This is a genomic window from Psychromonas aquimarina ATCC BAA-1526 (genome assembly GCF_000428725.1).
GTDB classification, from domain to species: Bacteria; Pseudomonadota; Gammaproteobacteria; order Enterobacterales; family Psychromonadaceae; genus Psychromonas; species Psychromonas aquimarina.
In genome coordinates, this window is record NZ_AUAM01000022.1 from 60,604 (window position 1) to 86,943 (window position 26,340).

The following is a 26,340-nucleotide window of genomic DNA, read 5'->3' on the forward strand; positions in this document are numbered from 1 at the left end:
ATCAATCCTCTTGCGGTAAAGAATGGGGAAGCTTATAAATTTCGTCAATTATCTGTTCAACTAATCTGGAGGCATTCGCTAAATCAAACAATGTAATCAACTCTTGCAGATTAATAAATTTTTCTTTCATATCCGCCGCAAGGCAGCTTTCAATTAACGGTGATACTTCCTCGCTTTCGATGTAATCATTCTGCTGCAGACGAACAGCTAACTGCTCTAGAAGATTAAGCATCTTTTCTTCAGTTAGAGCCGCTTTAACAACCACTTCCTGTTCGGGCTTATTATCGACAGCTTGTAAATAAACGCTGAATTCAGCTGTTAATTCAGTATAGCTTTGCTTCACAAAACTAAAAGCCTTGGTAAAGGGCTCCGGGTTATTCATTTCAGCTGCTTTCTCTAATTCAGAACAATAAAATGCTAATGCCAGTGCACTTAAATTAGCAGAAACACCTTTAATCGTATGTGCTAAAACTCGAACCTGATGCTGATCATGATCACTAACCGCATCGCTTAACTCATCAATTTTACAAGGTATTTCATCAATAAAGGTTTTAACCAGGGTTATCAGTAACTGCTCTTTATTTAATACCCGGTGCAGGGCATCTGCTTTATCCCAGCACAATAAACTCGTCTGCAGCTCTGCAGCCTGCTGCTTAGTGTTAACAATATAACCGGCGGCACCAGCCAGCCAGTGAGCTAACTTAGTTTCAAGTAACTTAGGATCAATCGGTTTGCAGATATAATCATCCATACCTGAATCTAAACATTTATCCCGGTCACCGGTCATCGCATTAGCGGTCATGGCAATAATAGGTATATCGATATAGGCTTGACCGGCTTCGCCCTTACGAATTGCTTTTGTTGCCTCATAACCGTCCATCACGGGCATCTGACAGTCCATAAAGATCAGTTGATAGACTCTGCTTTTTAATGAAACCTGTAGAGTTGATAAAGCCTGCTGACCATTTTCAGCAACATCAGCACTAAAACCAAGCTCTTCTAAAATTCCCAGTGCCACCAGCTGATTAACTTTATTATCTTCAACTAATAATATTTTTATTAAGGACTTGTCGGCTTCCCGGCGCTCAGGCGCATTATTTGTATGAGCTAAGCTTCTTAAATAATCATGAGTGACCAAAGGTGATGCCTGCTTCAATGCCTCGCCGTTATCAACAACAACATTTAATGCATCAAACAGATCCGAGGTTGTTGCCGGTTTAGGAAAATATGCATCAAAACCAAGATCTGCAAAAAACTGCGTTTCATTCTGCGAAGCAATTGACGTCATCATCACCAGCTTCATTTCATTAAGCTCACTATTGCTGCGCAGCAGCTGCCCCAGCTGCGCACCGTCCATTTCCGGCATCTGCATATCTAAAAATGCAACGTCAAAAATATCCTTATTATCTGCCAGCCTGTCTGTACATATCTGCAGCGCCTGCCTGCCGTCTTCAGCTTCACTAACAGCAGCCCCCCAGTGCTCCAGCTGACCTCTTAAAACTTCTCTGTTAGTGGCATTATCATCAACAATCAGCAGCTGCAGTTTGCTGATATCAACACGCGGCAGTACTTTCTGAGACTGGTGACTAACCTGCAGCTTTGCTGTAAAAGTAAAAGTACTTCCTTTATCTGTTTCACTTTGAGCATGAATTTCGCCCCCCATTAAAGAACATAACTTATGACAGATTGCCAGACCTAATCCAGTACCGCCGTACTTTCTAGTGGTCGATGTATCTACCTGGGTGAAAATCTCAAACAAAGTAGAAATTTTATCCTGCGGAATACCTATTCCAGAATCTTCCACTGAACAGCTGAAATCAATAATTTCTTCCTGACTATTGTGCGTGGCGGCAGTAATTCTGATTTCCCCCTGATCGGTAAATTTCACCGCATTGCTGATTAAATTGGTCAGAATCTGACGTAAGCGTCCCGGATCACCTTTTACCATAGAGTGATCCACACGGGTTAAATCTAATATAATTTCAACCCCTTTTTCCTGCGCATGCAGCGCCATCGCCTCTGATAATTCGCCGAACATTTCACGCAGGTTGAAATTGATAATATCTAACTCCATTTTACCCGCTTCAACTTTGGAGAAATCTAAAATGTCATTGATCAGCACCAGCAGTGATTCAGCGCTGGATTTAGCCAGTGACGCTTTATGCAGCTGATCTTCATTCAGCTTACTGTTAAGCAGCAGCCCCAGCATGCCCAGTACACCGTTCATCGGCGTTCGAATCTCATGGCTCATGCTGGCTAAAAAGTCCCCCTTCAACTGACTGTTCTGCTGTGCAGTTATAGTCGCTTCTCTAAGCTGCTTACTGGCTTTTTCGCGAATAACCGCAGTGCTGAAAATATCCGACAGATCATGCAGAATATTTTCCTGCTGCACGTTTAATTTTACATTTTTCTGTGTAAATAAGAGTAAAATTCCGACCAGCGGATGTTCATCGGAATCATCATTACTAAGATTGTTTTTTAAAGGTAATATATAATGGCCGTGCGGATGCTCCTCTGCACAGCAGGTTTCATCACATTGTTCAATAACCTGGAGCGTTTCACTATTAATGCAGCTCTGACATAAGTCTAAAACAGCTTTTTTATCAGCATCATCAGCAGCAAAATCACCAATCCGACTCGACAAGATAAACTCTGCAGCTTGTTCATCATAAATATAAATACAGGCTTTATTATTAAAGCCGAAATCAGGCAGTTCAAGAGAGTAACCTAATGCATCGAACAAACGATTTGAAAATGCGGTGTGTGCAGAAAGAGATTTTGTAATATCCAGTTTTACAGCGGCCGTTTTGAGATTATTAGCCTGCTGGCGTTCGGCTGCTTTTTGTTCAGTAATATCGGTTCTAATAGCAACATAACTCTGCGGGCGTCCGTTTTGATCTTTAAAGGGTACTATAGTTGTATTAACCCAGTACAATTCTCCGGATTTCTTTCTATTACAAATATCTCCATTCCAGACTTTACCCGCTTTAATTGTTTGATACATCTCTTTAAAAAATGACTGCTGATGGATACCTGAATTTAAAATTCTATGGTTTTGATCAATTAGCTGGTCATGGTTATAACCGCTGATTTCACAAAATTTATCATTTACAAACGTGATGGTACCTTTGATATCTGTTATCGCGACAATGGCATGCTGATCTAATGCATACTGCTGACTGGATAATTCACTTAACGCATCTTGTAATTTTACATTGTTATTTTTAATTTCCAGCTCAGTTTGATTTCGTTTGCGCACCATTTCATTAAATGCATCGGCAAGCTGCCCTATTTCGTTATTGGTGCTGACTTCAACATGCTGGTCTGTTTTACCCTGAGCAATATTTAAGCTTGCTCTTACTAAGATTTGAATCGGATCGGTAATTCTTTTTACCTGAATAATTGAGATGATGACTATCAGCACTATGGTCAACAATAAAATATAGAAAAATGTTTTTGCTATATCATTACTGCTGACAAATATTTCCTCGCTGTTTATCTCGCTGATTAATGCCCATTTCACATCTAAAATTGAAATTAAGTTATGAACACCAAAAACTTTTTTTCCAAAAGGCCCCAAATATTCAAAAATCATTTCATTATGAGTCTCTTTTTTATCCCCCTTATGCTCACTCATCCATAGTAAAAACTGCTCACTGGCAATTTTTGTGGTTAATACTGTTTTAAAATCCTCCGATATCGGGGAGCGCAGCAGAGCATCCTGCGCAACCAGGTAATGTATCATAGAAGAGTGTTGATCATCCTGATGTATCATGCGTGCAAAAATGCGGTCCAGATGCAGCTGCATGGTAATAACACCAAGCATCATCCCCTCGTCGTCGAATAACGGGGCGCTTAGAAAAGCGGCTAACTGATTATTTGAAGGAGCGTAACGTTCAAGGTCTGAAAATGTGACCTGCTGTGATGCAATTGTGCTGAAGACTGATTTTGAAAATTTTGTATTCCTGAATTCTGGGGACTTCAGGTTCACTCCCAGATCACTTTCTCTTTTGGCAGAGAACAGAATATTACCCTGTGTATCAATTAAAAAAAGATCATGAATATAGTCATACTGACTGCTGAAATTAATCAGGCTGTCCTGTGACACATCAGTACGAAACTGCCAGTCATAACTTTTTATATATTCAGATAACGGCAGCTCACTGCGGAACCATCCATAACTTAAACGCTGTAAAAATGCCGCATTAACGGATAAAGTGGCCTGGTTGTTAATATCCATTAATCGATAATCAAACCAGTTGGAGATGAATTCACGGGTTGCAACGGAGTCCTGAATTAACTGATGCTCAGCGGCCGCAACTAAACTGTTTCGCGCCTTCTGGTAATTCAGCCAGGAAGTCAGGCTTAGAGGCAGCAGAGACAGTAATAAAAACCAGAAAATCAGATCTCGAAATATTGAATGCCGTTTCGGTTTATTTTTAACCGTTTCAGTATTGTCTTTCGGCATAATTCATTCCGGCCAGAGTAAACAGCAGGAGAAAAACGAAAAACCTGATGCAACGTGCTCGACTGACGCAGGTGCCAAAGCGGATATTTTTATCATAAGCATTCCAGTTGTAATGATAACAAAACAAGTTTAGTCGATTATTTATCTTTTACATTGGAGCTAGGTAACTGATTTATCTTTTAAAATATTTCAGTTTAATAAATGTGACAGCTCTTATGCACTACCGCAAAAAACAGATAATGCCGTAATATTGAGAGGGAATTATTCTAATAATTGATAAACAGCAAAGCCTAATACAGAGCGTAATTATTCTAATAATTGATAAACTGCAAGGCCTAATGCAGAACGTAATTATTCTAACAAGCGGTAAACGGCAATACCTAATAAGCTGTGCATATTCTCTCTGCCGGCCATCTCCGCCAGCTTATCTAATCCTGTTTTTGCTTTTTGTTTACCGCCGCTGTCGGCATTAACTGCGGTAATTAAATATTTTATGCAGTGCCTAAACTGCGGGTTATCAAGCGACTCATTCCAGCTTTTGAACAGCGCAGCCGATGTTGTAAAATCTAATTTTCCCGTAACAAACTGAAATATTTGTCCCTGAAAAGCATTTAACATCGCTTCTTTGCTGGGAACGATACGCTGCACACCGCCGCGGGATAAACCAGTATGCTTTGCCAGCGAGCCATAGGTTACCGCCTGCCAGCCCTGCTCCATAAATATATCAATGATCGCCTGGTGAATCCGCTGTTCAGTGAGCCGAGCATCTTGTTGAGAATTTTTAGCCATTGTTTCCTTATACCTTCAAAAACAGCTTTTAATCCGCACAAATTTCAATCTGCAGACCTTTTTCTTTTAATAAATTTAAAATATGCTGATCCGAGTTTGAATCCGTAACCAGCAGATCCAGCTTATTGCTGTCGCATACTTTATGCGTAGCCATCTTACCGAGTTTTAACGATGACCCTAAGGCAATAACCTGTTCTGACTGCTCGATAATAGTGGCTAATGTTTCCGCCTCATCAAGATTATTAATACTTAAACCTTTATTCGGGTGCAGGGCGCAGATACCTAAAAAACACGCATCAAAATGAATTTTCCGAAGCATTGCATTGGTGGTTGCGCCTAGTGCCATTACCGCAGGTTTAAATATTTTTCCGCCTAATAAAATCAGCTCAATATTATTATGGTGGATCAGTTTGGTGGCAACTAACGGGCTGGGTGTTACCACGGTAAAATTAAAGTGTGTGGGTAAATTCATCGCCAGCTGCAGACAGGTGGTACCCGAGTCCAGCAGTATTGTCTGGTTTTCTTTAATAAATGGAATCGCAGCTAATGCCACCCGCTTTTTTAGCGGATCCACTTCTTCATGACGTTCGCGATACTCATCAAACTCCTGCTGCAGCGGCAGCGCCCCGCCGTGTACGCGGCGCAGCAGTTTTGCATCGTCGAGCTGTTTAAGGTCACGGCGGATCGTATCTTCAGAGACCTGCAGAGTCACACTCAGCTCTGTTGCATAAACCCTGCCTAACTGGCTAAGCAGATCTAATATTTTGTTATGTCTTTCTTGCTGTAACATTTTTGGCCTTTTGCGCTTTTTTTCATAATTTTACTTGATTTTGCACGAAGATCTAGGTTTTAATGCGCTTATTGATGCGCGAAAATGCGCTTTCCTACGTTATTTCTTGCTTGTTTATGCCCGATTTGGGTTGGAGGTGAATATGTTAGTTACAAAAGCATTGTTATTTGATTTAGACGGTACCTTAGTAGATACCACAATGGCGGTTGAAACATTATGGAAAGCGTGGGCCGATAAACATAAAATTGATGCTGCACCGATTTTTGCTGAAATGCACGGTACACACGGTAAGGTAATCATCGCAAAATATGCACCGCATTTAGATATTAAAAGTGAAATTACGCAGCTGCTGATTGATGAAGAAAAGTTATCTCATAATGTAATTGCTGTTCCCGGTGCGAAGCAGATGCTGGAAAATTTAGGAGAAGTGCCCTGGGGAATCGTCACCATGAGTTCAAAGCGTGTCGCCTTAACAAAATTAAAAGCAGCCGGACTGCCAGTGCCGCATATTCTGGTAACTGCTGATGATGTACTGCAGAGTAAGCCGGATCCGGCCCCCTATTTAAAAGGCGCACAGTGGCTGGATATAGAGCCTCAGAATTGTTTAGTCTTTGAAGATGCACAAGCCGGCATTGAAAGCGGCATAAATGCCGGTATGCCGGTTGCCCAGATTATGCATGCGGGACACTGTGAGCAGATAAACGGTACTTTAAAAACATTTACTAACTGGACCGATATCCAGATCAATATGGATAACAATGCAGTGTATGTAAAATAATTTACGTCGATTAACCGGTTAAAAAGGTACTAAACCATGAACGAATTTGAAAAAATGCAGCAGGGTCTGGATTTCGATGCCCTTGCACCTGAGTTTGATGAATTACGAGATGAAGCATTTGCTCTTTTACAGAGCATCAATCAACGCCAGTTTGTTAAAGCCAAACCCTATTTCAAACAATTATTAAAATCCTTTGGTAACAACAGCATTATCTGTCCGCCGTTTTTATGTGAATACGGAAAAACCATCTCCGTAGGCCGGGATACCTATATTAATATGGGCGTTACCATGCTGGATAATGCACCGATTACCATCGGCAACAATGTATTAATCGGCCCTAGCACACAGTTTTACACCCCTACTCATCCGCTGGATCACCGCAAACGCCGCAACTGGGAATTTCAGTGTTTACCAATTATCGTGGAAGATGACGTCTGGGTAGGCGGTAATGTTGCTATCTGTCAGGGAGTCACCATAGGCGCCAGATCCATTGTCGCAGCAGGATCTGTGGTAACAAGAGACGTACCGCCAGATACTATGGTAGGCGGTTCACCGGCAAAATTTATTAAATCTTTGGATTAAGCAGCAGGCAGCTGGAGGTTTAGCTTGTTTGTAAGCTTTCGCTTGTGAGCACTTGCTGTAATTGTCATTGTTGGTATTCCGCCCTTGACGGCGTGTTACTTTTTCTCAACAGCAAGAAAAAGTAACCAAAAAGTGCCGTTCCGAACGTTTTTTATCTTGCTAAATAAATCCCTTTTTAACGCACCAGCTCGGAACGCACATCCCTGTGCGTGCCGAGCTTAGTGGAAACAAAGGGCACGCAGAGCTCAGCCCGCTCATAAGCCTGAACTGACGTTCAATTCGCTCCATGTTTCCACTTGCTAAAGGAATTGATTGATCAAGAAAAACGTAAACGGAAATTTTCGTAGCCACATTGGTTTGGTATTCTAATACATTGAATCAAAATAAAATTAGTCTTTTAAAAATTCAGAATTAAAGATCTGATTCGAATGGCGCCGATTTATCTCGGCGCACTGACTGTCCTTTATTTTCCCCATTACCATTTAGTAGTTTCTTAAAGCGAAAAACACAAGATAAAATAATTTATCTAGAGAGTTCAAAAGTTAACTCAGGTTGGCACCTGAGTTAATAGGGTTACAGTTAATCGAAAGAGGGGAAGTACAATTTCCACCAGAAATTATTTCTTGTATGGCTTCCTGTATCCATTTTCTTCAAGCCATTTAGCCGCTATTTCTGGCTCATCAGTTTGGATCATGGTTATGCCTTTCCTTGCCCAAAAGCCATATACTTCTGAAGGTAAATTAGCATAGATAGCCATTTCATCACCTCGGCCTCCAGAACGTAGTCCGGCATCTTTACGGTAGGTGTAAAGAGTATTTATCCAAAGGTGAGTATTGTATTTGTTCGCTAATTCTAGTGCTTCTGAACTGAGGAAAATACCACCGTCCATTGTCAGTGGACCATCGGGCTCATGATAATTTCGCACCTGTACCGCGTTGGGTTTGTATTCTGCCAGAGAGTTCTGAAGATCATTTAGATCTGCATGAGAATCATAGATATTGGTAAGGAAGTGAACACTAGTGCTCTCAAATTGAGACACCATGTTAGTAGCTTCTTTTCTTTGACTTTCATCATTTTGGTTAATGGTTGCCAGGATTTGATGGTCAACACCCAGTTTTTTCGCCATCTCAAACATCGCTGGAAAATACTCCACGCCTACTTTATTGTCTAGGTTAACTAAGATTTCTCCGTCGATTGCTTTCAGGGCTTCCTCTAAAGCAGGAACGCGGTATTCCGTTTGCGTGCGTTGTTCTCCTAAGTTATCGGTGATAACAAGTTTACACTCCTTAAGGTCATCGTAATTGATAGCAGTAACTTCGCCATGACAGTTCGTCGTTCTGTCTAGTGTTTCATCATGCATAACAACAAAGACACCATCTTTTGTCATGCGAATATCAAGCTCGACGGCCTCGACACCCAACTCAATTGTTTTTTCAATGGCATAGATAGAGCCTTCTGGATAGACTGGTTTTGCATTCTTAGTCCACAACCCACGGTGCGCCACAATCATGACATGATCTCGATGGTCATTTGCGTTTTCCAGCCTTTCGATTATCTGGTCGACTCGCTCTCCAGCAATCACATTTGAGCTGACTGCTAGAATGCCAACGGCTAAGGCTTTAAATAACGTTTTGTTCATTTTTAAGTTCCATAAGTACTGTTTAAAAAAACATACCACTTAGATAGGGGTATGGTGTAGATAATCATTAGGTATTAAAAGTCGAATCTAACACCCGCAGCAACTTGGTTCTCGCTGTCTTCGTTATCCAACATTTCATGTTTGTATGATACGTATGGTCGGAATTTAGGCGTGAAATAGTAAGCGGCTTCTAATGCCACCATGTCGTTAAGAGTCTCATTTTCGGCTTTGTCTTCAACATAGTTGTGAGTCGCTGTTAGGCGAAACTTGTCTATGTTGTATGCAGCTGTAAGTTCATAACCTACTGTATCGCTAGAAAAATCACCGTTCTCAAGTTTGTAGTGGTTTTCAGAGTTTTGATAAAGCGCAGCTATGTAAAGGTCGCCAACTATGTATGACGCTGTAGCAAAAAGTTGAGTGGCTGTCGGCTCAACCTCTTGAGTTGTAGCGTTAATTTGACCTTGCTCACCGTAACCTAGACCAACCTTGATTCCGTTATCAAAACTGTACACTGTTGATAAAGAATAACCATCACTTCCCTGAAGCACTGCGCCCGCGCTCGTACCATCATTCACATCATCAGGGAATCCATTACCAAACACGTAGTTGGCTTTAATTAAAAGGTTGTCATTCTCTCCAAACGTGCCAAAGTACGCCAAGTTGTTACCAGAACGATCACCAGCGTGTAGTTTTTTACCAGCCTCATTTCCGTGGAAGAAAAGGATATCAGTAAAGTCAGTTAGTATGCCTAGAGAGCCGTCTGTTTTACCAAATACGAGTCGACCATAATTATCATTGCCCACACCAGACATCAGGTGTCGAACATTCACATTGCCATGGTCGCTTCCGTCACCTGCACTTTTATACTCATGCTCAAAGAAGCCAATACCATACCAATCATTATGGAAGTCCCATTTACCCGTTAGGTTCAGACGAACACGAGAATAGTCAATGATTTCGCCATCTTCAGTGGCAGCTCTTCCTTCGAGTCGCCCACCTAAATTAAAAGATAAATCGTCTTCATCATAAATTGTTACTGCGCTTGCAGAGAGACTTGCAAACGAAGAGATAATTACTGCTGCAATACTTTTTTTCAAGGTCTGAATCCTCAAGTAGTTTTTTAATTTCATTAGAACAATAGTTGTTTCGCAGGTGAAAATAAGCTTTTGGACAGTATTGTTTCTAATGTTATTTATCAATTAATACTGTCTATTAATATTTTTAATACTGTGAGTAATAATAAATATTGAAATGAATCTCGCGGCCGGGAAGAGTAATCAACAGATAGCTGACAACCTGTTCCTTGCGGAAAGTGTAGAGGTCATTATGACAATTAAAGATCTAATAGAATTTGCCAAAATTAATGGTTTAGACGAATCAACCGAATTAATGATTTCTTTTGAAGATCAATGCAACACTAACATTAATTTTGAAAAAAACTGACTATGTGGATGGTAAAACATACCTCGACATAGTTGAAAAATAACGTGCGTTACAACGGAAAATATAATCCTGGGCAGGATTGAAATTCGCAATGCGAATAACTGGAACTGAAATTATTATGCTTGAAAAAATATTAGGAAAATTGGGGTATGTGAAAAAGTCCAGTTTCGTAGAGCAATTAGATTTTTCTATATGGCTACGGGGTCGCGTCTTGCCTTTTGCCTATACAAGCTAACCATCCCGGCTAGCGTCTTACTGTCCGTTTGCATTTTTCTTGATGAATCAAAAACTTTAGCAATCAAAAGTTACACGCCGTCAAGGGCGGAACTTCAACAATAAAAGTTGCACCAAAGGCTCACAAGCGAAGGCCTGCTACAACTCAATACGGTATCAACATTGCCGCGCCCTATTTCATTGCATTTACTAAATTTTCTCTAGCTGATGTGCAGCTTAATGCAATACCGGCAGATCTCCCCACGCCCCTAAACATTTCCATTCAATATTTGTGTATAAAAAAGTCTTTCATACAAAATGGCCGGCCACTTTGGCCAACCTATTGCACAGCAAGAAAATTAATTCTGTGAAGCAACGCTTTAATTTATGGGAAAGCGGGGACATCCAAACCTTTTGATAAATAAACCACATCAATACGGCTGCGAGTTCCCCGTCCATTTTTCTTGTGATGAACATCTGTTTTAGCAAGTGGAAACAAGGATGTTTCCACTAAGTTCGGCTCCGCACATGGATGTGCGGTCCGAACTGGTGCGTTAAAAACAGGTGGGCAGTGCAAGATCAAAAAATGGTTCGGGGCAGCTTTTCTTTTGATTACTTTTCTTTGGCTGTACAAAGAAAAGTAATACGCCGTCAGGGCGGAACTCCAACAATAAAAGTTAAACCATTAGCTAACAAGCGATAGCATATTTCAAATCAAATTGGCTATGTTTCTAGCCAAGGGTCGCGTCTTGCCTTTTGCCTTTTGCCTTTTGCCCATACAACCTATCATTCCGGCTAATATCTTACCTTTCAGTTTTAATACACCGGTTAGGCTTGATCCCGCCCCCTAAACATTTCCATTCAATATTTGCGTAAAGAAAAATTTTCCATACAAAACGGCCCACGCTTTGGTTGACCTATTGCACAACAGGAAAATTAATTCTGTGAAGCAACGCTTTTATTTATAAAAACCATACAAAAACAACTCTTGAAACAGTAATTGGTTGACCAAGATCGATATACCAACAGCAAGTAGTTAACCAATTAATTCGTGTTATGTATAGTACGGGCAAAATAAATACCAACTACAATGCCAACGACACGGAGCTTTATCTATGAAAAAAATGATGAAAAGAGCCTTCACTGTAACACCAGTTGCTCTAGCTATTTTCCTCGCAGGTTGTAATGATGACGTTACTCAACCTGTGTATACCCAGCCGACAATTGATGCCCGCGCTGTTGATATTATCACTGTTGACGGTTACCAATTTAAAGACCTTAATAAAGATGGTAAATTGGATGTTTATGAGGATTGGCGTAATCCTGTCGACCTGCGTGTTGACAATCTTGTTTCCCAAATGACCCTAGAAGAAAAAGTCGGCATGATGTTAATCGATACCATGAATGCAGCGGCTTACGGCAAAGTAAACGAGATACACGATGGTTACATCAACGATCAGTTTATGAACCGCTTTATATTCCGTAATACGATCCTTACTCAGAAAGAGGTTGACAGCCTTCCTGAAGACGAGCGTGATCCAGATGGAAATATGATCACTGATCGCGACAGCGCTCCGATCAGTCCTAAGGAAGCGGCAGAATTCATGAACAGCGTACAGGAGATGAGTGAGTCTACTCGTCTAGGTATTCCATCTCTATTTAAATCTAATGCACGTAACCATAACGACCCTAATGCAAAAGCAGGCATTAATGTTTCTGCAGGAGCCTTCTCTGAGTGGCCTAAAGAGGCTGGACTGAGTGCCACTGGAGACATGGAGCTGATTGGTGAGTTTGCTCAAATTATGCGCTCTGAATGGAATGCAATAGGGCTGCGCGGTATGTATGGTTACATGGCTGACCTCGCTACTGAACCTCGCTGGTATCGTGTACATGAAACCTTTACAGAGGATTCAGATCTGGCTTCAAAAATTATGACAATGCTAGTTAGTAACCTGCAGGGCAAAGAAGTAACTTCTGACAGTATCGTACTGACCATGAAGCACTTTCCCGGCGGCGGCCCGCAGTTTCTAGGGCTGGATCCACACTACATAGCAGGTCAGCATCAGAGCTATCCAGCAGATATGTTTGACTATCATCTACAGCCTTTTAAGTCGGCGATCGATGCAGGTGTCGCTGCACTGATGCCCTATTACGGTATTGTTGGCGGTGGTGAGTGGTCGTTAAACAATCAGGATGAAACTGACTTAGATGCAGGCGGCCAGAATCTGAGTGAGCTTGTATCTGACGATTTACAAGATACAGTGCGTGTACCGTATAATGATTACACGACTTCAGTTGGAACACCGGCGGGAAATGTCGGTGTCGCTTTCTCTAAAGGTATTCTGTCGGATCTACTGCGCAGAGACCTTGGCTTTAGCGGAGTGATCAACTCCGATACAGGTATTATCGGTGATGCGAACGAAGGTCACCTTGATATAGATAATATGCAGAATAACCGCGCCTGGGGCCTGCAGGATAAGGATAAAGAAGAGCAGCTGGTTGTAGCAATCGAAGCGGGCACCGATGTATTTTCCGGGTTCCACGACAATGCAGAGATTCGTTCTTTAATTGAGAAGGACCTAGTGAACGAAGCGCGTATTGATGAATCGGTTAAACGTTTGTTGAAAGTACAGTTTGAGTTAGGCTTATTTGAAAACCCTTATGTAGATCAGGAGCGTGCTAACGGGATTGTAGGTAACGCATCTTTCCAGGAAAGAGCTCAGCTGGCACAGCGCAAAGCGATTGTTCTGCTTGACAATAAAGTCGCGGAAGCTGCAGCGGAGAAAGTTCTTCCACTGCCTGAACCGACTGATAGTGCACCAGTTAAGCTTTATACGATGGGGATAGACAGCGATATAGTTGAAGATTATGGATATACAGTGACAGCGGGTGATGCTGGCGATGTACGTCCAAGTGCAGCTGGTAATGACTACGCGCTGATTCGTGTACGTGTAACTAATAAAGATACCGGCATGTTAGTGTTTGGCGGATCGAACTTTGATGAGGTCGAGGTGCTGGACTTTACCGGCATGGCTAAAGCGGACACTTGGGATATCAGTCCGTCTCTAGCAGAGATCCAAGGGGTAATGAGGGAAGTTGGAGCTGAAAACACTGTGCTTTCAGTGTACTTCCGACAACCGTTCGTGATGGACCAAGACAGTGGTCTGAAAGATGCAGGTGCTATTCTCGCTACCTTCGGTTCTAGAGATGATGCATTGATGGACGTTGTTAGTGGTAAGTTCAATCCGAGTGGTAAACTGCCGTTTGCACTGGCTAACAGTGCTCAGGCGATCATTGATCAGGATTCTGATGCACCAGGCTACAAGCCAAGTGATACATTGTACCCATTCGGTCACGGTCTAAGCTACTCAAAGTAACTCCCTTGCACTGAAATCTCGCAATAAATATACCTAAGCTAAAAAGCGCCGCCAGAAACGGCAGCGCTTTTTTTAGCGACTATGCGGTCGCATTTTGCCTATTATAAGCTAACCAATACGGCTGCGGATTTCTTGTCCATTTTCTTGTAATGAACATCTGCTTTTGCAAGTGTAAATTAGAGGCATCCACATGTTGATTAAAAAGGTTTTAAGCTTATTCGAGTTAAGGCTAGCCAGCTGAACTACCTAGCCTTTTATCGTTATATAACCTCTCAGCTTATTCCGGCTCAGCCTCTTTATATGACGTTTCTTCTATCTCTTCCTGTTGAACCGATTTGTTGTTAGTGGTGATGGTCTGATACCAGTTTACCTTGCGGGTTGATACCATCAGCAGTGCTAAGATGCTGAAAATTAAAATACTGCCCATTAATAATGCAAAGCTTTCTGCACTTAATAATATATATAACAGCCCGTATAACACCATTACCGCGACAGCAAAACCTATCCCCTCTTTAGTGCTTTTTAAAATACCGCTAACGTACACACCTAACAGGCTTGAACAGGCAAGGGCGGAAACTGCATAGGCGCCGTTAAAACCGATATGTTCACTGAATGATAAAAGCAGCAGATAGAAGACAGCTAATGAGAATCCTGCAAATGCATACTGCAGCGGGTGAATAATGACAGTTTTAAAAATTTCTAACAGTAAAAAGCAGGAAAAAGTTAACAGAATAAATAACAACGCATAATTAATAGCACGATAACTTTTTAAATACTGATCCACCGAGTCGATCATATTCACGCCCAAGGTCCGCGAATAAAGGCTGTCACAGCGATTTTTACGCAGACAATTGTCCACAATATGCTGCATATTGGTGGCAAAAAAGTTGGTCTGCCACTGCGCGCTAAAACCAGCTTCACTAACCGTTGATTCTATAGGTAAGTATTCACCATAAAAACTAGGATGCGGCCAGTTTGCCGATAAATTCAGCTCTGTATTTTTACCTAACGGAGCAAACGCAATATTCTGCATGCCCTGTAAACCCAGGTTAACCGCAAACTCCAGCTGCGTCTGCTCCAATAATGAAAGCGGCAGAGAAACGTGCACTCCATTGGGCAGATAGGTCAGTTTTGTTCCCGGCTGCAGCGCATAAGGCAGCTTGGCGATTTTAACTTGTGTGGTATTTTGAATCCCTCGGATATCGGATACCGCAAATGCCAGATGAACGGAGTTGATACGGTTAGATTCAATATCAGCAAGCGGCGTTAGATCAAACTGCCCTGCAAGCTGATTGCTTGATTTATATAATAACGCTTTGTAGATGCCGCGATATTTTTCGTAAGTATTCAAATCACTGCTGATATTCAGCTCTTTAGGTAACAAGGTTTTATTAAATGCCACCTCTTTAAAGCCGTCTTTAGCGGCAACCGTTTTACTGTAATTCACGGTTAATAGAGGACCAATAATTTTTTGTTCACCGCTGCTGCTGCGTGCTATTTCCCGCTGCACGCCGCTCTGCAGTTCACTGCGATCATCCACCAGCCCTTTAATTAACTGCAGTGGCAGTAATAAAAACACCACTAAGCCGGCGACTATTAACGCTTTCATTCCTAATTTTTGCTGCATAACCTGCTCCTTTTAATTTTTAAGGAGTATGCGCAGCTAAAGTGGGATTAAGATGGAATTGATATGGGCTTTATGTGGAGTTTTTGATAATAAGGCTAACTTTAACACCTTGTTCTGTATTGCTGATCGTTAATTTTCCGCCATGTAATTTAGCCACCTGCTCAACAAAATTAAGCCCTAAACCCGTGCTTTTTTTACCCGTTTCAGGCCTTGCCAGGGAATAAAAACGCTCACAAACCCGGCTTAAAGCGTAACTTGGAATAAACGGTCCCTGGTTACTAATATCAATCTGAACTTGCTGCTCACGGACAGTGATTAAAAAACGAATTTCGCCATGCTTTGGAGTAAAATCCAGTGCATTTTCAATAAGATTATAGACAGCCTGCTGTAATAAAAACGGATCTCCTTGAATAACCAGCGGCTCACTAGGTTGAATCAGTTTTATCTGCTGTTTAACCACTCGCGGGGCTGCTGACACACACACATTGTGAATTAACTGGCTAAGGTCAATCTCTTTACTTTCATTTAACTGCTGCTGCTGTTCAATCATAGCAAGATTTAATAAGCGCTCGATTAAGTCCTGCATTCGTTGTGATTCCAGCTCAATATTTTTTGAAAACTTAGCCTGCTGCTCTGCGCTTAACGGTGTTTGTAAAATTTCACTGGCCCCTTTTACTGCAGCTAACGGGCTTTTTAATTCATGGGTCAGAGTTTGTACATACTGCTCGATATAGTTTTTACCATCCAGCTCCTGCTGCATACTTTCAAGTGCACTGCTAAGCTGCCGATATTCGTAAAAAATACGAAAGGTCGGTTTTTCAGCTTTTTCACCACGCCCCATCTTTTTAGCAAAAACAATTAACTTATGCAGCGCTTTGTTAATTCGCCAGGTAATAGCGGCACCAATTAATAACGCTAAAACCGAGACCAGCAGCAATAAGGTTAACACTTTATTTTTAGCTGCTTCAATCAGCGGCTGAAAACTGCGGTTTGCTTTCACGACGGTAATTGAGCCGATGATTTCACTGCCGTCATAAACAGGAGCAGCAACGTACATCACACTAGACAGCGGATCGTTTTCATCCTGCCGGGTCGAACGAGCACCATATTTACCGCGCAGAGTCAGGTACACATCATTCCACTGAGAATAATCTTCACCTACATCCTGACCTGATGAGTCAACCAGTACGATGCCGTTTTTATCTGTGACATAAATACGCTGATGGTAATTTCCCTGGGAGAGCTGCTGCCCGTAGTGTTGTAATAACTGCGCAATTTTACTGTCATTCAAGGTACCAGCTTTGAGATCCTGCTGCACTAATACGGCCAGCAGCTTACTGGTATCAATAAGGGTTTCTTCGGTAGTCTGCCTGACCGCTGGTTTAATGCTCTGCAGTAATGTACTGCTGACATAGTAGGCCGTGATAATAACCAGTACAAAATAGGGCAGAAACAAGCGGAAACCCAGGGGGATTTTGGGCCACCTGCTCATAAGTTTTCAACTTGATAAGGCTGGTAATAATAACCAAAACCACGTTTGGTTTTAATTAACTCTGCATCAGGGGCGTGCTGCTTTAGTTTTTGCCGTAAGGTTTTAATGTGGCTGTCGATATTTCGCTGGTAACCTGCATCACAGGCAATACCGCAGGCATCAAGCAGCTGCTCCCGAGAAAAAACCTGCTGCTTATGTGCAAATAACTTATTTAAAATTTTAAATTCAATGGCGGTTAAACCTAAATACTGACCATTCCATTTAAAATCAAAATCACTCAGCGAAATCTGCAAAGCTGACTGCTCAGCATTACTGCTATTACCAGTATTCGCTGCTTGATAAGCACGAGGTTTTAGTCTTAATTTTACCCGCGCAAGCATTTCTCTTGGGCTGAAAGGTTTGGTCATATAATCATCGCCACCAATTTCCAGGCCCACTACCCGGTCAATTTCTTCACTGCGTGCGCTAAGGAAAATAATAGGAATATCAGAAAAACCGCGGATAGTTTTACATAATTCCAAGCCGTTAATATCCGGCAGTCCGATATCTAATATTAATAAGTCCACCGGCTTCTGCTGTAAAACAGCTAAACCTTGTGTGCCGGTCGGCACCCACTCCACCTGAAAGCCGTCCAACGTTAATACATGGATCAAGGTATCTGCGATAGCCGCTTCATCTTCGATAATTAAAATATTCAAAATAACTCGCTTTCTAATATTAAATAAGTAAAAGCCATAAACATTTATCGACAAGCAAAGTTTATGGCTGTCCAGAATTTTGCTACCACTAAAACATAAAAATGAATTGGGAAAGTCTGTCCTTTAATCTTGATACCGTCATTTCTCTTATTTGTTAGGTTTGTATTGATCTAACTAAACGCCCGGTTAATCGAACTCTCGGCCCAAGATCCACTCTCCACATTATTTGACTTCCAGGGCGAGGGTCTGCTTCTAACCTAAAAGCTCTAGGTGTTATGCCCCAACCAGTTCGTTCTTCTTCCTCTGTAAACTCCGAGCCGATAATCGGTTTATCTATAAGGTCTTGAAGAAGCCAAGAAACACATTGTTGCCATGGTTCAGGTTGTTCTATTAAAAATACAGGCAGACCCGATCCTATTAACAATTCTTGAATTTCTTGATGCAACGTATCAATTGAAAGTAAATTTGAAATATCTTTTGATATATCACTAGGATTACCATCCTTGTGCTTTCCATAAATTGTAACAATTTCTGAGATAAGTTCACGAGCTGAAGCTCGATCAAGTTTAGGATGAAGGGTCCAGTCGGCAAAAAATCGCAATGAAGGGTATGATTTGAGTTTTCCTTTACTCTCAGCGAGCTCTCGAACCAATGAAAATAGTCGCAGTACATCCGATCTATTAGCCAGCCCCTCATTTCGTATCTGATCGAATAGATGTTGTAATCTTCTTATTGATGGCATGCGCTTTCCTTTTCATAAAATTTGTAAGGTCAGATCTTTAATCTTCCCCCCTGATTATTGCCATATAAAAAAAGCTGGACAGCCAAATCTTTTATCAAAAAACGCAATGTTAATGAAAGACACAAACTACCTCCACAAATAATCTGATATTTGAGCGGTGAGGTTATAAATAACGTATTTTCTGTTAAAAACTGTCATTCGGGGAAATTTTGAAGAGATTCAAGCGTCAGCTCACCCTAGCAAGGCGCTAATTAGATAAACAGTTTACTGAAAACAAATGTTAATGAAGCATTCGCTGTAACTTGGTTTTTCCAGATATCCAGCGTTTACCTGTATGCTCTGCAAACAAAGCAAGCTCTTCAACTGAGCCGACTGCACCATGATAATCTTTACCAAAACTGCTGGCTAATTCTATCCAGGTATCGCTTTCTATGCCCAGTACGCTAAGCAGGCTGGGTCTTTGCTCACTGACGGCGCCGGACTTATCATTTCTAACAGCACGCCCGGTCCAGTCAACCAGCTCAAGATAATCTAATAATGCATAGGGGATGCCCTGCAGCTGCTCGTCGCATTCACCGGCAACAAAACCCAATAAAGGTTTACTGACACTATCCGGCTCAACTTTATCCTCAAAACTTGAAATACCATGGATACGTTCGAATATTGAAGTATATTCAGATGCTTCTACCGTTTCAGCCATTTTTGCACGGACAGGGTTTAAATCAACATAAGCCATACAGGTTAATAAAGCTTTTTCATCCAATAATGCTTGAGATTTAAAGCGCCCTTCCCAGAACCGTCCTTTACAGTTATCTTCCTTATTTGCCTTACGCGCAATAAACTCATTTAAACAACGCATAAACCATGAGATATCCGCTAATCGTCTGCGCCACTCGGCAATAACGACTAAGGCGGCATTTCGCTCTGCTTCTGAGGTTAATTCACAAGCCTGCCAGCGGGAAACAAGCACCGGGCAGGAGTAAAGCAGGCACCAGCGCTGACAAATATCCAGATCTGAACAGGTATCAATTTCTTGTTCATTGATATGTAAAACAAGGTGATAATGATTAGACATAACAGCATAAGCACAGACATCAATAGCAAATATACTGCTGAGAAATCGAATACGGTCAACCATCCATTGGCGGCGATGTTCAAAACTCTGCCCGGAATATTTATCTTCACCACACAAGAAAGCACGTCTAACGCAACGAGAAATACAATGATAATAAGGCGTATCAGCAATGGAAATTAATGAATCTCTAGATTGAGTCATACCCACCTCTACATATGTATGTAAAAACACTGTTTATATAGTAGGTACAAACTCTCAATCAGTCAAAAAGGTTTGGCTGTCCTCGCTTTCCTATGGCATTAGCAGTTATGAGCCATAAAGCATTACAAACGTGCGCGTTATATGAATATAGCGAAGTACTTAGAACACTTGTTTCTTTAGGTGGCCATGATGAACTTTACAATGATACGTTGCTTTTAAAAAAAATTAATCGTATTAGATCGTTATTAGTTGCGGATATGAATTTATACATAGAAAAAGAGTATTCTGAACTTTCTCCAAATATAAAATTAGAGTTAATGCTTATTGATGAGCTACAAAAGCCATTTAATGTAATGGATGCAATTGAAAGAGCTTGGCATTTAGCCCCTTAGAGACCTATTGCTCCATGCTGTTTGCCTATACAACCAAAACAATTCGGCTAGCGTCTTACTTTCCGTTTACGTTTTTCTTGGCTGGGAAATGACTTTAGCAAAGGAAATCATGGAGCGAATTAAACGACAGTTTAGGTTCATGAGAAGGCTCGGCCTAGATTTCATTAGGCTTGGCATGCACATGGATGTGCAGTCCAAGCCGGTGCGTTAAAAAGTTATTGTTCAGACAAGATAAAAAAACGTACGGAACGGCACTGTGAGTTATGCGCCAGCATAGTGCCACGAACAAAACTCTCTTTACCTTATTTTTCTTGCTGTTGAGAAGCATGACTTCCTCGAACTGCGAAACTACGTTTCGGTTTCTCATAGTCTACTCGCCGTCAGGGCGGAACTCCCACAATAAAAGTTACACCAAAAGCTCACAAGCAAAGCCTACGACAACCTAAACCGGCATTGAGTTTAGAAGGCCACTAACTCTGTTCAACAAACTGATACTGCTTATCCAGCTGACTGTAACCCGCCCCGCTGCCTTTACGCACATGAATCTGCTTATTAATGCGCTCTTTAAGCGCATCAACATGAGAAATTACCCCGATCAGTTTGCCGGTTGCATTCAACCTTTCCAGCGCATCTAACGCAGTCTCTAAGGTATTGGCATCTAACGTACCAAAACCCTCGTCTAAAAACAGCGACTCTATCTGGGTTTTATGGCTGACCAGGTTTGAAAGTGCTAAAGCCAAACCTAAACTCACTAAGAAACTTTCTCCGCCCGACAGGGTCTTTACATCGCGCACGGCATTCGCCTGCCATAAATCAATGACCTGCAGTGCTAACGGCTCATCAATATTTCTCTGCAGCTGGTAACGCTGATGCAGATCCGCCATCTCTTTATTTGCCAGATAAACCAGATTATCTAAGGTTAAACCCTGCGCAAAGGTTCTGAATTTACTGCCGTCTGCGGAGCCGATAAGTTTATTAAGCATGGTCCACTGCTCTGCGGTCTCTTTTTGTTTTACCTGTTTATCCAGGAGCGCCTGCTGCTGCGCTTTTAAACGAATATCAGCCTGCAGTTTGCCTTTTTTCTCAACCAGCTGTTCGCTGATAACTTCAAATTTTGACTTATTTTCAGAAAGCTCGCTTTCTAAAAATGTCTGATCTTTTTCGCTAACATTTAATGCCAGATGCTTTTCAAGACTCAGCTGCGCCGAACTTAAACGGGTTTTCTCCGTTAATACCTGCTCATTGAGCTGTTTTTGCAGGGCAAGCAGCGCCTGTAACGGCTCTTCTGCTAAACGTGAGTTAATAAAATGCGCCTGATCAGTAAAAATACTGGCACTTAACTGTTTCTCAAAAGTGCTTAACAATGTCTGCTGGTTATTATGCAGTTCTGCCAGCTGATTTTTCTGTTCGACAAGCTGCCCGGATAAACGCGCAGATTTGCCCTGCACATTCTGCAGATCGGCCATAGCAATATCCAGCTGCTGCGCCAGTGTATTTTTTTCCGATTCAAGTTTTTCGCGAATCTGCTCCTGGCTTTGGCTGCCGAATTGTTCCGTCCTTTGTTTCTGCTGCTCTGCTAACTGCGACTGATTAGACTGCCAGGAACTCTGCAGATTCTGTAATACACTGTGCAGCTGCGCATACTGCTGCTCCTGCAGATCTATTTCGTGGGCCTGCTGCTCAACTAAACTTTGCAGAGTAATGCTCTGCGCCTGTTGTGACTGGTATAAAAGAATTAAACTCTTCTGGTTTTCAATCCACGATGCCGGGTTAGCAAATAATTTATCGACTTCAATCTGATCCGTTAGCAGTTCATCCGGCAGCTGCTGACGAATGCTCTGCTTATTTTCTTCAAGCTGTGATAAAAGCATCTGCTGCTCTTTAGCTAAACGCTGCTGTTCATTGTCATCAACAGCATGCTGGTTATTAAGCAGCTGCATCTGCTTTTCATGATCATTGGCTTTTTCAGTAAGCTCCTGCACAAGCTGTTGTAAGTCAGAGAGCTGGGCCTCAATCTGCTGAACCTGTTTCTGCAGCTTCTCAATATTTAAACGTTTCTCCTGTAAACTCTGCGTTAAGACAGATAAATCCTGAAGACTGCTTTGCTGATATTCACAGGCAGACAGATAAGGACTATTTTTCCATTCACCGATATGTTTATCCATGAGTCGATTAAGATCCGCTTCCTGCTGACGGTATTCAGCGAGCCGCCTGCTGTCTGTTTCGATCTGATTTTTAAGCGCGGCATACTGCTCTCTCATAGCGCCCAGACGTAGCTCTTTCTGCTGCAGCGCTATTTGAGTTTCAGGTATATCAACAGGCTGATAATCACTGACCGAAGGGTGCTCTATGGAGCCGCATAACGGACAAGGCTGATCTTCCTGTAATAGTTTTTTCAGATCCCCCAGCTGGGAAATAACCTGCTCCTGCTTTAACAGTTTGTGCAGAGCATCCAGCGCACTTTTGCACTCTAGCCCTTCCTGCTTGCTAACAATTAATGCCTGCTGATTATCTTTTATGCTTTGCTCTAATTCAGCTGCACTTTTGTGCACAGAGTTTAATCTTGCACTTGTATCATCCAGCAGCTTTGTTAACGACAGGGCCTGCTGGTTTTGAGACTGTTGATCAAATACCTCGGTTAACAGTTCATTCACTTGTGCTGAACGGCTTAATTGATAACTGTCTAATAGTGACTCTCTCTGCTGCTGGCACTGCTGCAGAAGCATCTGCTTTTCATGCAGCGCTTGTGCACTAAGATTTACCTGCTTATGAACATCCAGCTGTTTATTGTGCAGTACACTTTGCTTTTTCTGCAGCTCAGCAGCGGCAGACAAAGATTCCTTTAACTGCGCCTGCTGCTTAATATATAAAGAAAACTGCTGCTCAATAAGCGGCAGACTTTCCTGAAGTTGATGCGAAGTCTGCTGCTTTTGTAATGCCTCATTTAACGTCTTTAGTGCAAGATTGTCGCTGTTTTGTTTGCCTAACTGACTGTCCAGTCTCTGCTTCACTTCTGCGGCGGCTTTTGTCTGATTTTCAACAGCAGATTTTTGTTCACTGCACTGTTCGCTTAACTGACCTATTGCTAAATCTAAAGGAACAAGCGATTCATTAAGTTGTTTCTGCTTTACAGCATGACTTTCCTGCAGAGACTGCTGTGACTGGGTTAATAGTTCAACCCTGCTTTTAGTCTCTGTTAACTGCGCTTGTAATGTCTGATTGTTTTGTTCACTTTCAACAATTAACTTCTCGCTAGCCTGCAGTTTTTGAGCGTTTAACAGCTGATTCTGATAAGGCTGCTCAAGCAGTTTAGCCTGCTGTGCAAGTTCTATCTGCAGCTGCTTATCTTTAAAATCAGTTAAAGACTGTTCACTATTTTTTAATAACGTTAACTGTGCTTGTACTTGTTCTTTTAAAGACTGTGCATTTTTCAGCCACAACAAAGCACCTTCGATATCTTTTAATACTGTCTGGACACTGTGTTTATCGACTTCAAGCTGTGTCACCTGCTCATTTAATTCATCAAGCTGCGGCTGCGACAGCACCTCTAAGACATCTGCTTGTTTTATTAACAGCTCTAATTCCGCCTGAACCTGTTTATTACGTTCGAAAACATGCTTGGCTATTTCACAATAAATCTCAGTCCCGGTTAACTCTTCTAATAATTCCGCACGCTCTTTAGTACTGGCGTTTAAAAATGCGGCAAAACCGCCCTGCGCAAGCAGCATAGATTTGGTAAAGCGCGAGAAATCCAAGCCGGTAAGTTCGATAACCTGTTTCAGCACTTCACTGCTTTTAGTACAAAGTACATCACCCTCTATGGTACTTAATTCACATATAGGCGCCTGCAGTTTACCGGAAGCGCTTTTTCTGGCTCTTTTCTGCTCCCAGAAAACCCGGTAGCCCTCCCCCTTGACACTAAATTCCACTTCAGCAGAACAATTCGCACTGCCGCGGGTCATTAGTTCATTTTTACTTTGTGTTAAACGATCCAGGCGCGGCGTCTGCTGATATAAGGCTAAACATATCGCGTCTAATATGGTGCTTTTACCTGCTCCTGTCTGACCGGTAATAACAAACAGACCGTTCTCTAAAAAATCCGCATCCTGAAAATCAATTTTCCAATGGCCTTTTAATGAATTTAGATTTTTAAAACGTAAAGATAGAATTTTCATGATTTATGCTCCACTTCAGAGCAGACTTCGGCAAACAGCGTGGTTAACTGTTCTCTCTGTTGTTCACTATAACTGTCTTCTATCTGCAGACGATGCTGAAAAAGATCCGCCGGTGTTAAATTATCCAGCGTTGATTTTTCTGATGCCTGATACTGGTTATTTTCATTAATAGTCGGACTGCTGATTTTCAAAATTTCGATTTCACTTTCCTGCACCTGTTCACTTAATAACGCATGTACATCGGAAAGATAAAAAGCCTGCTGCAGTTTAACCTCTACCCAGGCACTTTCACCGTCTAGATCCTGCTTAAGTTCCTGTAACTGCTCAGTCACAGACTCCAAATCACCGCTGATAACCTGCATCTTCTGAAAAACGGGAATCTCCATCTCATTAACTGTTAAGGAGTTATCTGTATCAAACTCAATAATATTAATGTTTTTCTGCTGTTTGGTTTCATCAAAACTCAGCGCTATCGGCGAACCGCTGTAGCGGATATGGTTAGATTTCTGCACTTTTTGAGCACGGTGCAGGTGCCCCAGTGCGATATAATCAAAATCGGGGAACAGGGCGGAAGGAAATGCGGTCAAGGTACCGATATAAATATCACGGACAGATTCAGATACGGAGCAGCCGACCGCAGTTAAGTGCCCGGTTGCAATAATAGGGAGACTTTCAGACGTTTTTTCCTGCTGTGCCAGCTCATATATAGAGGAATAAGTCTGTTGTATGCCCTGCTGCAGACTCATCTGCTTGGATTCAGCAGAGCTGCCCTGTTCACTTTTCATCACATCATTGGCACGTAAAAAAGGCAGTGCACAGACTAGCGCCTGAGGTTGGTTATTTTGATCATCTAAGCTGATGATATGCTCATTTAAATCGTCACTTAAACCTGCAAGCACTGAAACATTTAACATCTGCAGCAGATCTTTGCTTTCATTTAAAACAGCAACACTGTCGTGATTACCAGAAACGATAATAAGATGGCGACAGCTGCTTTTTTGTAATCTAACAATAAAATCACTGTATAACTTACGCGCATAAGAAGGCGGTGATGTACTGTCAAAGATATCTCCTGCGACAATAACAGCTTCTATTTCTTCTTTTTTAACCACTTCAACTAACCAGTTTAAAAAAGCAGAATGCTCTGCTTCTCTGGTTTTCATCATAAAATACTGACCGAGATGCCAGTCTGAAGTGTGTAATATCTTCATTAATATTCTCATTGCTTTGTCATAGGAAATTTAGTCTGCTTAAGTTTACCCATTTCAAACTTAGAAAACTGTTTTTGAATAATAAATTAAAGATGTTTGTTTAAAATAAAATCAACCTGCTTTGCAAATAAGCAAAGGGAACAAAAAGTAGTTGAAAACCATCTCTGATATCCGCGCTAAGGTGTTCAATCCCATCACTTAATTACTTTAACTATTCAAGGCAGCATATCAGCGCCTTGCAGCTGTCGAATTTAATAATCTGATCTTTATAAAGCGCCGAAGTGGAGGAAAGCAAGCATTTTTGTTTAAAATAAAATCAACTTGCTTAGCAAACAAGCAAAAGAAAGAAAAATCACTTTTTTTAACAAAAATTAGTTGACGACAATCGCCGATATCCGCATAATGCGCCCCATCGAAACAACGACTGCTTACGCAGACAGAGTTGAGATTAAAGTAAATGGCTACATAGCTCAGCTGGTTAGAGCACATCACTCATAATGATGGGGTCCCAAGTTCAAATCTCGGTGTAGCCACCATTTACTTTAAGTTGCGGAAGTGGCGGAATTGGTAGACGCGCTAGATTTAGGTTCTAGTATCGTAAGGTGTGAGAGTTCAAGTCTCTCCTTCCGCACCATTCTTTACTTAGGT

The 26,340-nt window shown here is 41.7% G+C and carries 16 protein-coding genes and 2 tRNA genes; 6 read left to right on the top strand and 12 right to left on the bottom strand.

Going from position 1 to position 26,340, the window contains the following annotated elements; all coding sequences use genetic code 11:
* Position 1 precedes the first annotated feature (1 nt).
* The 3 genes from G337_RS27675 to G337_RS0110055 all read right to left on the bottom strand — a co-directional run bounded on the left by G337_RS27675 (position 2) and on the right by G337_RS0110055 (position 6,047).
* Positions 2 to 4,468, bottom strand: a complete 4,467-nt coding sequence (locus tag G337_RS27675) for a response regulator (RefSeq protein ID WP_028863772.1) — start codon at positions 4,466 to 4,468, stop codon at positions 2 to 4.
* Between the two features lie 351 nt (positions 4,469 to 4,819).
* Positions 4,820 to 5,257 (bottom strand): TetR family transcriptional regulator, encoded by a 438-nt coding sequence (locus tag G337_RS0110050; protein ID WP_028863773.1) that lies wholly within the window; start codon positions 5,255 to 5,257, stop codon positions 4,820 to 4,822.
* Positions 5,258 to 5,285: 28 nt separating this feature from the next.
* Positions 5,286 to 6,047 carry a DeoR/GlpR family DNA-binding transcription regulator gene (locus G337_RS0110055; protein ID WP_028863774.1) on the bottom strand — a complete coding sequence of 254 codons (762 nt, stop codon included), beginning with the start codon at positions 6,045 to 6,047 and terminating at the stop codon, positions 5,286 to 5,288.
* 142 nt (positions 6,048 to 6,189) lie between these two features.
* Here G337_RS0110055 and G337_RS25995 point away from each other — a divergent pair, with 142 nt between their 5' ends.
* Both G337_RS25995 and G337_RS0110065 read left to right on the top strand, forming a co-directional pair.
* Positions 6,190 to 6,825, top strand: a complete 636-nt coding sequence (locus G337_RS25995; protein WP_051303133.1) for an HAD-IA family hydrolase — start codon at positions 6,190 to 6,192, stop codon at positions 6,823 to 6,825.
* Positions 6,826 to 6,861: 36 nt separating this feature from the next.
* The gene (locus tag G337_RS0110065; protein WP_028863775.1) at positions 6,862 to 7,407 is read left to right on the top strand and encodes a sugar O-acetyltransferase; all 546 of its coding nucleotides are present in this window, start codon (positions 6,862 to 6,864) and stop codon (positions 7,405 to 7,407) included.
* Between the two features lie 616 nt (positions 7,408 to 8,023).
* Here the strand turns inward: G337_RS0110065 and G337_RS26000 are convergent.
* Both G337_RS26000 and G337_RS0110075 read right to left on the bottom strand, forming a co-directional pair.
* Positions 8,024 to 9,046, bottom strand: a complete 1,023-nt coding sequence (locus G337_RS26000) for a glycerophosphodiester phosphodiesterase family protein (protein WP_051303135.1) — start codon at positions 9,044 to 9,046, stop codon at positions 8,024 to 8,026.
* A 74-nt stretch (positions 9,047 to 9,120) separates the two neighbouring features.
* On the bottom strand, positions 9,121 to 10,143 hold the full coding sequence (locus G337_RS0110075) for a porin (RefSeq protein ID WP_028863776.1): 1,023 nt from the start codon (positions 10,141 to 10,143) through the stop codon (positions 9,121 to 9,123).
* Positions 10,144 to 11,817: 1,674 nt separating this feature from the next.
* Between G337_RS0110075 and G337_RS0110085 the strand changes: the two genes are divergently transcribed.
* The gene (locus G337_RS0110085; RefSeq protein ID WP_211235798.1) at positions 11,818 to 14,079 is read left to right on the top strand and encodes a glycoside hydrolase family 3 protein; all 2,262 of its coding nucleotides are present in this window, start codon (positions 11,818 to 11,820) and stop codon (positions 14,077 to 14,079) included.
* A gap of 277 nt (positions 14,080 to 14,356) precedes the next feature.
* Here the strand turns inward: G337_RS0110085 and creD are convergent, their stop codons facing one another.
* The 5 genes from creD to G337_RS0110110 all read right to left on the bottom strand — a co-directional run bounded on the left by creD (position 14,357) and on the right by G337_RS0110110 (position 19,914).
* Positions 14,357 to 15,706 (bottom strand): cell envelope integrity protein CreD, encoded by a 1,350-nt coding sequence (gene creD / locus G337_RS0110090; protein WP_028863779.1) that lies wholly within the window; start codon positions 15,704 to 15,706, stop codon positions 14,357 to 14,359.
* A gap of 70 nt (positions 15,707 to 15,776) precedes the next feature.
* Positions 15,777 to 17,198, bottom strand: a complete 1,422-nt coding sequence (creC, locus tag G337_RS0110095; protein ID WP_028863780.1) for a two-component system sensor histidine kinase CreC — start codon at positions 17,196 to 17,198, stop codon at positions 15,777 to 15,779.
* Entirely contained in the window at positions 17,195 to 17,896 is a 702-nt protein-coding gene (locus G337_RS0110100; RefSeq protein ID WP_028863781.1) for a response regulator, read from the bottom strand. Before G337_RS0110100 ends, creC begins: the two co-directional genes overlap by 4 nt.
* A 154-nt stretch (positions 17,897 to 18,050) precedes the next feature.
* Positions 18,051 to 18,638 (bottom strand): hypothetical protein, encoded by a 588-nt coding sequence (locus G337_RS0110105; protein ID WP_028863782.1) that lies wholly within the window; start codon positions 18,636 to 18,638, stop codon positions 18,051 to 18,053.
* Between the two features lie 280 nt (positions 18,639 to 18,918).
* Positions 18,919 to 19,914, bottom strand: coding sequence for a transposase (locus G337_RS0110110; RefSeq protein ID WP_028863783.1), 996 nt, complete (start codon positions 19,912 to 19,914; stop codon positions 18,919 to 18,921).
* A 107-nt stretch (positions 19,915 to 20,021) separates the two neighbouring features.
* Between G337_RS0110110 and G337_RS0110115 the strand changes: the two genes are divergently transcribed.
* Positions 20,022 to 20,306 (top strand): hypothetical protein, encoded by a 285-nt coding sequence (locus tag G337_RS0110115; protein ID WP_157619266.1) that lies wholly within the window; start codon positions 20,022 to 20,024, stop codon positions 20,304 to 20,306.
* Positions 20,307 to 20,776: 470 nt separating this feature from the next.
* Here G337_RS0110115 and G337_RS0110120 read toward each other — a convergent pair whose 3' ends face one another.
* Positions 20,777 to 24,481, bottom strand: coding sequence for an AAA family ATPase (locus G337_RS0110120; protein ID WP_028863785.1), 3,705 nt, complete (start codon positions 24,479 to 24,481; stop codon positions 20,777 to 20,779).
* Positions 24,478 to 25,692 carry an exonuclease subunit SbcD gene (gene sbcD, locus G337_RS0110125; protein ID WP_028863786.1) on the bottom strand — a complete coding sequence of 405 codons (1,215 nt, stop codon included), beginning with the start codon at positions 25,690 to 25,692 and terminating at the stop codon, positions 24,478 to 24,480. Before sbcD ends, G337_RS0110120 begins: the two co-directional genes overlap by 4 nt.
* Before the next feature lie 459 nt (positions 25,693 to 26,151).
* Between sbcD and G337_RS0110130 the strand changes: the two genes are divergently transcribed.
* A tRNA-Met gene (locus G337_RS0110130) sits at positions 26,152 to 26,228 on the top strand.
* A 13-nt stretch (positions 26,229 to 26,241) separates the two neighbouring features.
* Positions 26,242 to 26,326 (top strand) — tRNA-Leu (locus G337_RS0110135).
* Positions 26,327 to 26,340 lie beyond the last annotated feature (14 nt).

Coding starts and splice junctions, on each gene's coding strand:
- G337_RS27675 (WP_028863772.1), bottom strand. CDS start 4,468: ATGCCGAAAGACAATACTGAAACGGTTAAAAATAAACCGAAACGGCAT.
- G337_RS0110050 (WP_028863773.1), bottom strand. CDS start 5,257: ATGGCTAAAAATTCTCAACAAGATGCTCGGCTCACTGAACAGCGGATT.
- G337_RS0110055 (WP_028863774.1), bottom strand. CDS start 6,047: ATGTTACAGCAAGAAAGACATAACAAAATATTAGATCTGCTTAGCCAG.
- G337_RS25995 (WP_051303133.1), top strand. CDS start 6,190: ATGTTAGTTACAAAAGCATTGTTATTTGATTTAGACGGTACCTTAGTA.
- G337_RS0110065 (WP_028863775.1), top strand. CDS start 6,862: ATGAACGAATTTGAAAAAATGCAGCAGGGTCTGGATTTCGATGCCCTT.
- G337_RS26000 (WP_051303135.1), bottom strand. CDS start 9,046: ATGAACAAAACGTTATTTAAAGCCTTAGCCGTTGGCATTCTAGCAGTC.
- G337_RS0110085 (WP_211235798.1), top strand. CDS start 11,818: ATGAAAAAAATGATGAAAAGAGCCTTCACTGTAACACCAGTTGCTCTA.
- creD (WP_028863779.1), bottom strand. CDS start 15,706: ATGCAGCAAAAATTAGGAATGAAAGCGTTAATAGTCGCCGGCTTAGTG.
- creC (WP_028863780.1), bottom strand. CDS start 17,198: ATGAGCAGGTGGCCCAAAATCCCCCTGGGTTTCCGCTTGTTTCTGCCC.
- G337_RS0110105 (WP_028863782.1), bottom strand. CDS start 18,638: ATGCCATCAATAAGAAGATTACAACATCTATTCGATCAGATACGAAAT.
- G337_RS0110110 (WP_028863783.1), bottom strand. CDS start 19,914: ATGACTCAATCTAGAGATTCATTAATTTCCATTGCTGATACGCCTTAT.
- G337_RS0110115 (WP_157619266.1), top strand. CDS start 20,022: ATGAGCCATAAAGCATTACAAACGTGCGCGTTATATGAATATAGCGAA.
- G337_RS0110120 (WP_028863785.1), bottom strand. CDS start 24,481: ATGAAAATTCTATCTTTACGTTTTAAAAATCTAAATTCATTAAAAGGC.
- sbcD (WP_028863786.1), bottom strand. CDS start 25,692: ATGAAGATATTACACACTTCAGACTGGCATCTCGGTCAGTATTTTATG.